This window comes from Geodermatophilus sp. SYSU D01186 (genome assembly GCF_054050215.1).
Genome location: NZ_JBJGYW010000072.1, coordinates 1 through 5,380 on the forward strand (window position 1 = coordinate 1; position 5,380 = coordinate 5,380).

The 5,380-nt window shown below is 74.6% G+C and carries 7 protein-coding genes; all 7 read right to left on the reverse strand.

Features of this window, described 5'->3' with window-relative positions:
* Nucleotides 1-32: 32 nt before the first annotated feature.
* The 7 genes from fabG to ACI784_RS25180 all read right to left on the reverse strand — a co-directional run bounded on the left by fabG (nucleotide 33) and on the right by ACI784_RS25180 (nucleotide 5,171).
* Complete coding sequence (fabG, locus tag ACI784_RS25150; RefSeq protein WP_456923658.1) at nucleotides 33-803, reverse strand: 3-oxoacyl-ACP reductase FabG; 771 nt, start codon at nucleotides 801-803, stop codon at nucleotides 33-35.
* Nucleotides 804-921: 118 nt separating this feature from the next.
* A complete protein-coding gene (locus ACI784_RS25155) occupies nucleotides 922-1,341 on the reverse strand; it encodes a DUF350 domain-containing protein (RefSeq protein ID WP_456923659.1) in 420 nt (139 codons plus the stop codon).
* 91 nt (nucleotides 1,342-1,432) lie between these two features.
* Complete coding sequence (locus tag ACI784_RS25160; protein ID WP_457015327.1) at nucleotides 1,433-1,837, reverse strand: AAA family ATPase; 405 nt, start codon at nucleotides 1,835-1,837, stop codon at nucleotides 1,433-1,435.
* Nucleotides 1,838-1,869: 32 nt separating this feature from the next.
* The gene (locus ACI784_RS25165; RefSeq protein ID WP_456923661.1) at nucleotides 1,870-2,130 is read right to left on the reverse strand and encodes a hypothetical protein; all 261 of its coding nucleotides are present in this window, start codon (nucleotides 2,128-2,130) and stop codon (nucleotides 1,870-1,872) included.
* Nucleotides 2,131-2,220: 90 nt separating this feature from the next.
* Nucleotides 2,221-3,645, reverse strand: a complete 1,425-nt coding sequence (locus ACI784_RS25170; protein ID WP_457015328.1) for an AI-2E family transporter — start codon at nucleotides 3,643-3,645, stop codon at nucleotides 2,221-2,223.
* Between the two features lie 185 nt (nucleotides 3,646-3,830).
* The gene (locus ACI784_RS25175) at nucleotides 3,831-4,577 is read right to left on the reverse strand and encodes a dienelactone hydrolase family protein (protein WP_456923663.1); all 747 of its coding nucleotides are present in this window, start codon (nucleotides 4,575-4,577) and stop codon (nucleotides 3,831-3,833) included.
* 48 nt (nucleotides 4,578-4,625) lie between these two features.
* Entirely contained in the window at nucleotides 4,626-5,171 is a 546-nt protein-coding gene (locus ACI784_RS25180; protein ID WP_456923664.1) for a hypothetical protein, read from the reverse strand.
* Between the last annotated feature and the right edge of the window lie 209 nt (nucleotides 5,172-5,380).

The window sequence follows — 5,380 nt, forward strand, 5'->3', positions numbered from 1 at the left end:
GGGGCCCGGCCGGGCCCCGCGGCACGGGCGGGTCAGGCCTTGGGGCCGCCCGCGGCGTAGACGACCTGCCCGGAGACGAAGCCGGCGCCCTCGCTGACGAAGAACGACACCAGGTGGGCGATGTCCTCGGGCTGCCCGACGCGCTGCACCGGGATCTCCTTGGCCGCGCCGGCGATGAAGTCCTCGAACGGGACGCCGAGGCGCTCGGCGGTCGCCTTGGTCATCTCGGTCTGGATGAACCCGGGGGCGATGGCGTTGGCGGTGACGCCGAACTTGCCCAGCTCGATGGCGAGGGTCTTGGTGAAGCCCTGCAGGCCGGCCTTGGCCGCCGAGTAGTTGGCCTGGCCGCGGTTGCCCAGCGCCGAGGTGCTCGACAGGTTGACCACGCGACCCCAGCGGGCCTCGATCATGTGCTTCTGCACCGCGCGGGTCATGAGGAACGCGCCACGCAGGTGGACGTTCATGACCGTGTCCCAGTCGGACTCGGTCATCTTGAACAGCAGGTTGTCGCGGGTGACACCGGCGTTGTTGACCAGGACGGTCGGCGCGCCCAGCTCGGCGGCGACGCGGCCGACCGCGGCCTCCACCTGCTCCGGGTCGCTGACGTCGGCACCGACGGCGAGTGCCCGGCCCCCGGCGGCCTCGATGGCCTGCACGGTCTCCTTGCCGGCGGTCTCCTCCAGGTCGACCACGCCCACGGCGAACCCGTCCTGCGCCAGTCGCAGGGCGGTGGCCGCGCCGATGCCGCGCGCGGCCCCGGTCACGATGGCCACGCGGGCGCCGGTGCTGCTTGCCTCGCTCATACGGGAGATCCCTTTCGTGTCTGCACCTTCCGGTGCGCTGCCGACACGGTACGGCGGCGAGGCGGGAGGGCTACCGACCGGTAGCCCCGGCGCGTCGGCGTCCCGGAGGACCGCCAGGTCAGGGCCAGATGCTGGCGACGACGATCGCGGCGACGGCGACCTGCACGGCTCCCAGCACGAGGCTGGCGGGGTGGAAGGCCACCTCGGTGACGTGGGCGCCGAGCTTGCCGGGGGTGATGAGGTCGAGGACGACGAACGCGACGGCCTGGAGCAGCACCCCCAGCACCCCGAAGACCACCGTGTAGAGCAGCGCCTCGCCGAAGCCGTTCGTGGCGTTCGTCCAGATCGCGGCGAACACGACGGCGCCCTGGCCCAGGAAGCCCGTGGCCAGCACGAGGCCGGCGTTGACCGACCGCTCCTCGTGGATGTGCCGGCCGAGGCGACCGGGGGTGAGCAGGTCGAGGACGACGAAACCGAGGGTCAGCAGCGCGATGCCGAGCCCGGTGTAGGCAACGGCGTAACCGATGCTGGCCAGCACGATGGACCTCCGACGGTCGGGGACTCGGGCGGGACAAGTCCTACCGCACGGCGGTCCGATCCCCCTCCCGGCGTGCCGCTGGACCGCCGCCTCAGCCGGCCCGGACGACGTCCACCCGGTCGAAGCCCTCCTCCGGCGCGGGCGGCACGAACCGCGCGGCGGTGCCGAACAGCCCGGCCAGGGGCACGCGGGCGCGGCCCTCGCGGGTGCCGTTGCGTGCCACACAGGTGTCGACGGGGGTGTCGACCCAGACGGCGCGGACGCCGGCGCCGGCGGCGCGGGCCGCCGCGACGAGCGGGGCGCGGTCCTCCGGCGTGGGGTTGGTGTTGTCCACGACGACGCTCGCGCCCCGCGCCAGCAGCTCGGCGACCACCCGCCGCTGGCGTGCCTCGCGGCGGCGGGCGTTGGGCCAGTGGTCCTTGCTGACGACCACGTGGGTGCCGGCGAGGTGCTCGCCCACCCACGTGGACTTCCCGCTGCCCTGCAGGCCCGCCATCACGACGAGTTCCTGCCCGGCCGGCGCCTGGGTCAGGCCGACTGCCGCAGCGGGGTCACCTCGGCGTCGTCCGGCGTGCGGCGCGGCGCCGGGTGCTCCACCAGCGCGAGCACCCGTCCGGCCATGAACCGGGCCGTGCGGACCGGGGTGCCCCCACGGGTGCTCTCGGTGACCTCCACGAGACCCCGGCCGTGGGTCACGTCCACCCGCCGTCCGGCGCGGGTGGCCTCGATGTCGTAGGTGCGGGTCGTGCCCCCGGCATCGATCACGACCTCGACGCGATCGCCCTTCATCTGTGCCTCCGAAGACGTCTCGCCGGGCGGCGTGCCCGACATGGTGACAACGTCCTCCGGGGGTCTGACATTCCGTGCTGACCTGCGCGTTCAGTCCCCGGACCGGTCCTGCGCACGGGCCGGTTCCCCGGTCTCCGGCACCGGCGGCTCCTCTCCCGGGGCGGGCGCGTCGGAGTGCCGCCGGCCGGGCAGGTGCGGCTGGAGCGCGCGCACCGACGCGAGCGCCGCCCGCCGGGCGTGGGTCCGCTGCCGGGCGCGGCTGGTCCGCGGGGCCCGCGGCTCCTCGCGCAGCAGGGCGTCCAACCAGTGGCCTCGCGGGTCGACGTCCACGAGCATCGCCTTGACCAGCAGCGTCAGCGGGATGGCCAGCAGCGCACCCAGCGCGCCGAGCACCCAGCCCCAGAACAGCAGCGCGACGAAGGTGACCGTCATGGACAGGCCCACCGAGTCGCCCACGAACCGGGGCTGGATCAGCGTCTGGACGACGAAGTTGAGCAGCGCGTAGACCGCGACGACCACCCAGAAGGTCGACCACCCGCCGCTGAGCAGGCCCAGGATGGCCGGGGGCACCAGCCCGAGGACGAACCCGATGTTGGGCACGTAGTTGGTGATGAACGACAGCAGCCCCCACACCACCGGCAGCGGGATGCCGATGATCGCCAGTGCGATCCCGTCCCCGATCGCGACGATCCCCCCGAACACCGTGCTGACCAGCAGGTAGCTGCGCGTGCCGCGGGCGAACAGGCCCAGCGCGATCGGCAGGTGCGGGCGCTCGGTGGCCACCAGCGCCAGCCGCCGTCCGAACCCGCCGGACTCGATGGCGAGGAAGACGATCGACGACAGCAGGAGGACCAGCGTGGTCGCGGCGTCCGAGACCCGGGAGAGTAACCCGGTGGCGACGCCGACCAGCTGGCTGTAGTCGAACTGCGCGACCAGGTCCGACAGCTGCCCGGAGACGATGCCCCGGTCGTTGAGGTCGTCGACCACCGACGCCAGCAGCTGCTCGGCCGAGCCGGCGTAGTCGGGCAGCAGGTTGGCGAACTGGGCGATCGACACCACCAGCAGCGCCACGAAGGCCAGCAGGATGCCCCACACCAGCACGAGCAGGACCGTGGCGCTGAGCCAGCGCGGCCACCCGTGCCGCTGCAGGAAGCGCTGCACCGGCATGAGGGCGATGACGACCACGAGGGCGAGCAACACCGGGCCGACCAGCCAGGCGATCGACCGGACGCCGGCGATCGCGATCGTGGCCGCCGCGCAGCCGACCAGCAGGACCAGCCAGCGCGGCAGCCCCGCGGTCGAGGGGCCGACCTCCGTGCGGGTGCCGGCCTCGGTGGCCGCGCCGGACGCCGCCTCACCGGAGACCGCCCCGGCGGCCGCGGCCCGGTCGACCGCGGCGGCCGCGACCGAGGTCTCCTCGGCGGCGGCGTCGTGGACCGCGGCGGCCACCTCGGCCGGGCCCGGCGCCGCGGGGGTGTCGGTCCCGGTGCCCGGGAGCCGCTGGGAAGCGACCATCGTCCGCGCCGGCTCAGCCCGCGGCGCGGACGTCGGTCCGCCGCCCGCCGGCCGTCTCGACGTCGCTCGTGCCCATGTGCACTCCGCCTCTCCCCCGTGCGGCGCCCGCAGTACCCGGGCACCAGCGTGGCATGCCGGGCCGGCGGGCTCAGTACCCGCACCGTCCAGCAGCGCGGCCTTCGCGCTCAGCCGAGGGCGACCCGGTCGGTGAGGGCCAGCACGCGGCGCCAGACGTCGGCGCAGGCCTCGGCCCAGTCGCCGTACGCGCGGTCGAAGAACGAGTGCGGCGCGCCGTCGTAGACGGCGGTCTCCACCTCCGCGCCGCCGGCGCGCAGCTTGGCGGCCAGCTCCAGCTGGTCCTCCACCGGCGTCGCACTGTCGGCCCCGGCGATGACCATCAGGGTCGGCCGCGTGGCGGGGGCCTCGCCGACCATCGCCGGCCGGCCGTAGAAGCCGACGCAGGCGGCCACGTCCAGGTCACCGCCGGCCAGCCGCCACGAGTGGCTGCCGCCGAAGCAGAAGCCGACGGTCACCACCGGCAGGTCCGGGCGGGTGCGCTCGCGCAGGTAGGCGATCGCCGCGGCGACGTCGGCGTCCACGCCCGCGGGAGTGGTCTGCGGGATGTGCGTCTGCCAGTCGAAGTCCTGCTCGCGGGTGCCCGTGGGCGGCAGCTCCGCCGTCCGCCCGAAGTAGTCGACGGCCAGGGCGGGGAGCCCGGCCTCGGCGAAGCGCTCCGCGAGGGCGACGTAGTAGGGGTGCAGCCCGCGGATGTCGGGCAGGACGACGACCCCGACGCGGGCCGGGCCGTCGGGTGCGGCGTAGGCGGCGGCGAACTCGGTGCCGTCGGCCGCGGTCAGGGTCAGGGTGCCGCGCTCGGCGACGTCGCCGCTGCGGGGCGGCGCGGGTGGGCGGCTGTCGGTGTCGTGGCACATGACCGGTGTTCTACCGGGCGTGGCCGGGCGCCGCCCCCCGGCCCCGGGTCAGGTGTCGGCGGCGTCGTCGGCCGCGGCCGGGGAACCGCCGAAGACGCCGGCGGCGACCTCGCGGCGGGCGTCGGCGAGCCAGTGGTGCTGCTTGTCGGCCTGCTCGATGAGCCGGTGGAACAGCGCGGCGTCGATGCGCGGATCGGTCTCGGCCAGGGCGCGCAGCGTCTCGAAGCCGGCCCGCTTGGCCAGCACGGCGGTGGCGATGAACTCGAGCTCGACGACGTCCGACAGCGGCGACCGGGACAGCAGGTGCCCGTTGAGCTTCGCCCGCGACACCTTCTCGCCCAGCCACGAGATGGCCTGCTTGTACTGCCGGACCGGGATGCCGAGGGTCCGCATGGTCGACTCCAGGGCCGACCGTTCCTCGCGCAGCTCGTCGAGCAGCTCCTCCATGCGCTGCTCGTACGCCCCACCGCGGTGCCGGCCGAGCATCCGGCTGACCAGCTCGATCCCGCCGGTGGCGGCGGCCAGGTGGTCGTTGGTGTAGACGCCGAGCAGCTCGACGTTGCGGATCCCGCCTGAGGCGGACGGCTCGGGCACGGGCTCTCCCAGGGGGCGGACGGCGGTGGCGCCCCATTCTCGCTGCCCGGTGATCACCGCGCGCGACGACGGCGTCCGGGGAGGACGCTCCTATGCCGCGTCAAGGGCTGAGGGTGGGGTTTCGAGGCGTCGGTAGAGCTCGCGGGCGATGTAGCGCTTGAGGCAGCGTGTGATCTCGCGGTCGGTCCTGCCCTCGGCGCGGCGGCGGT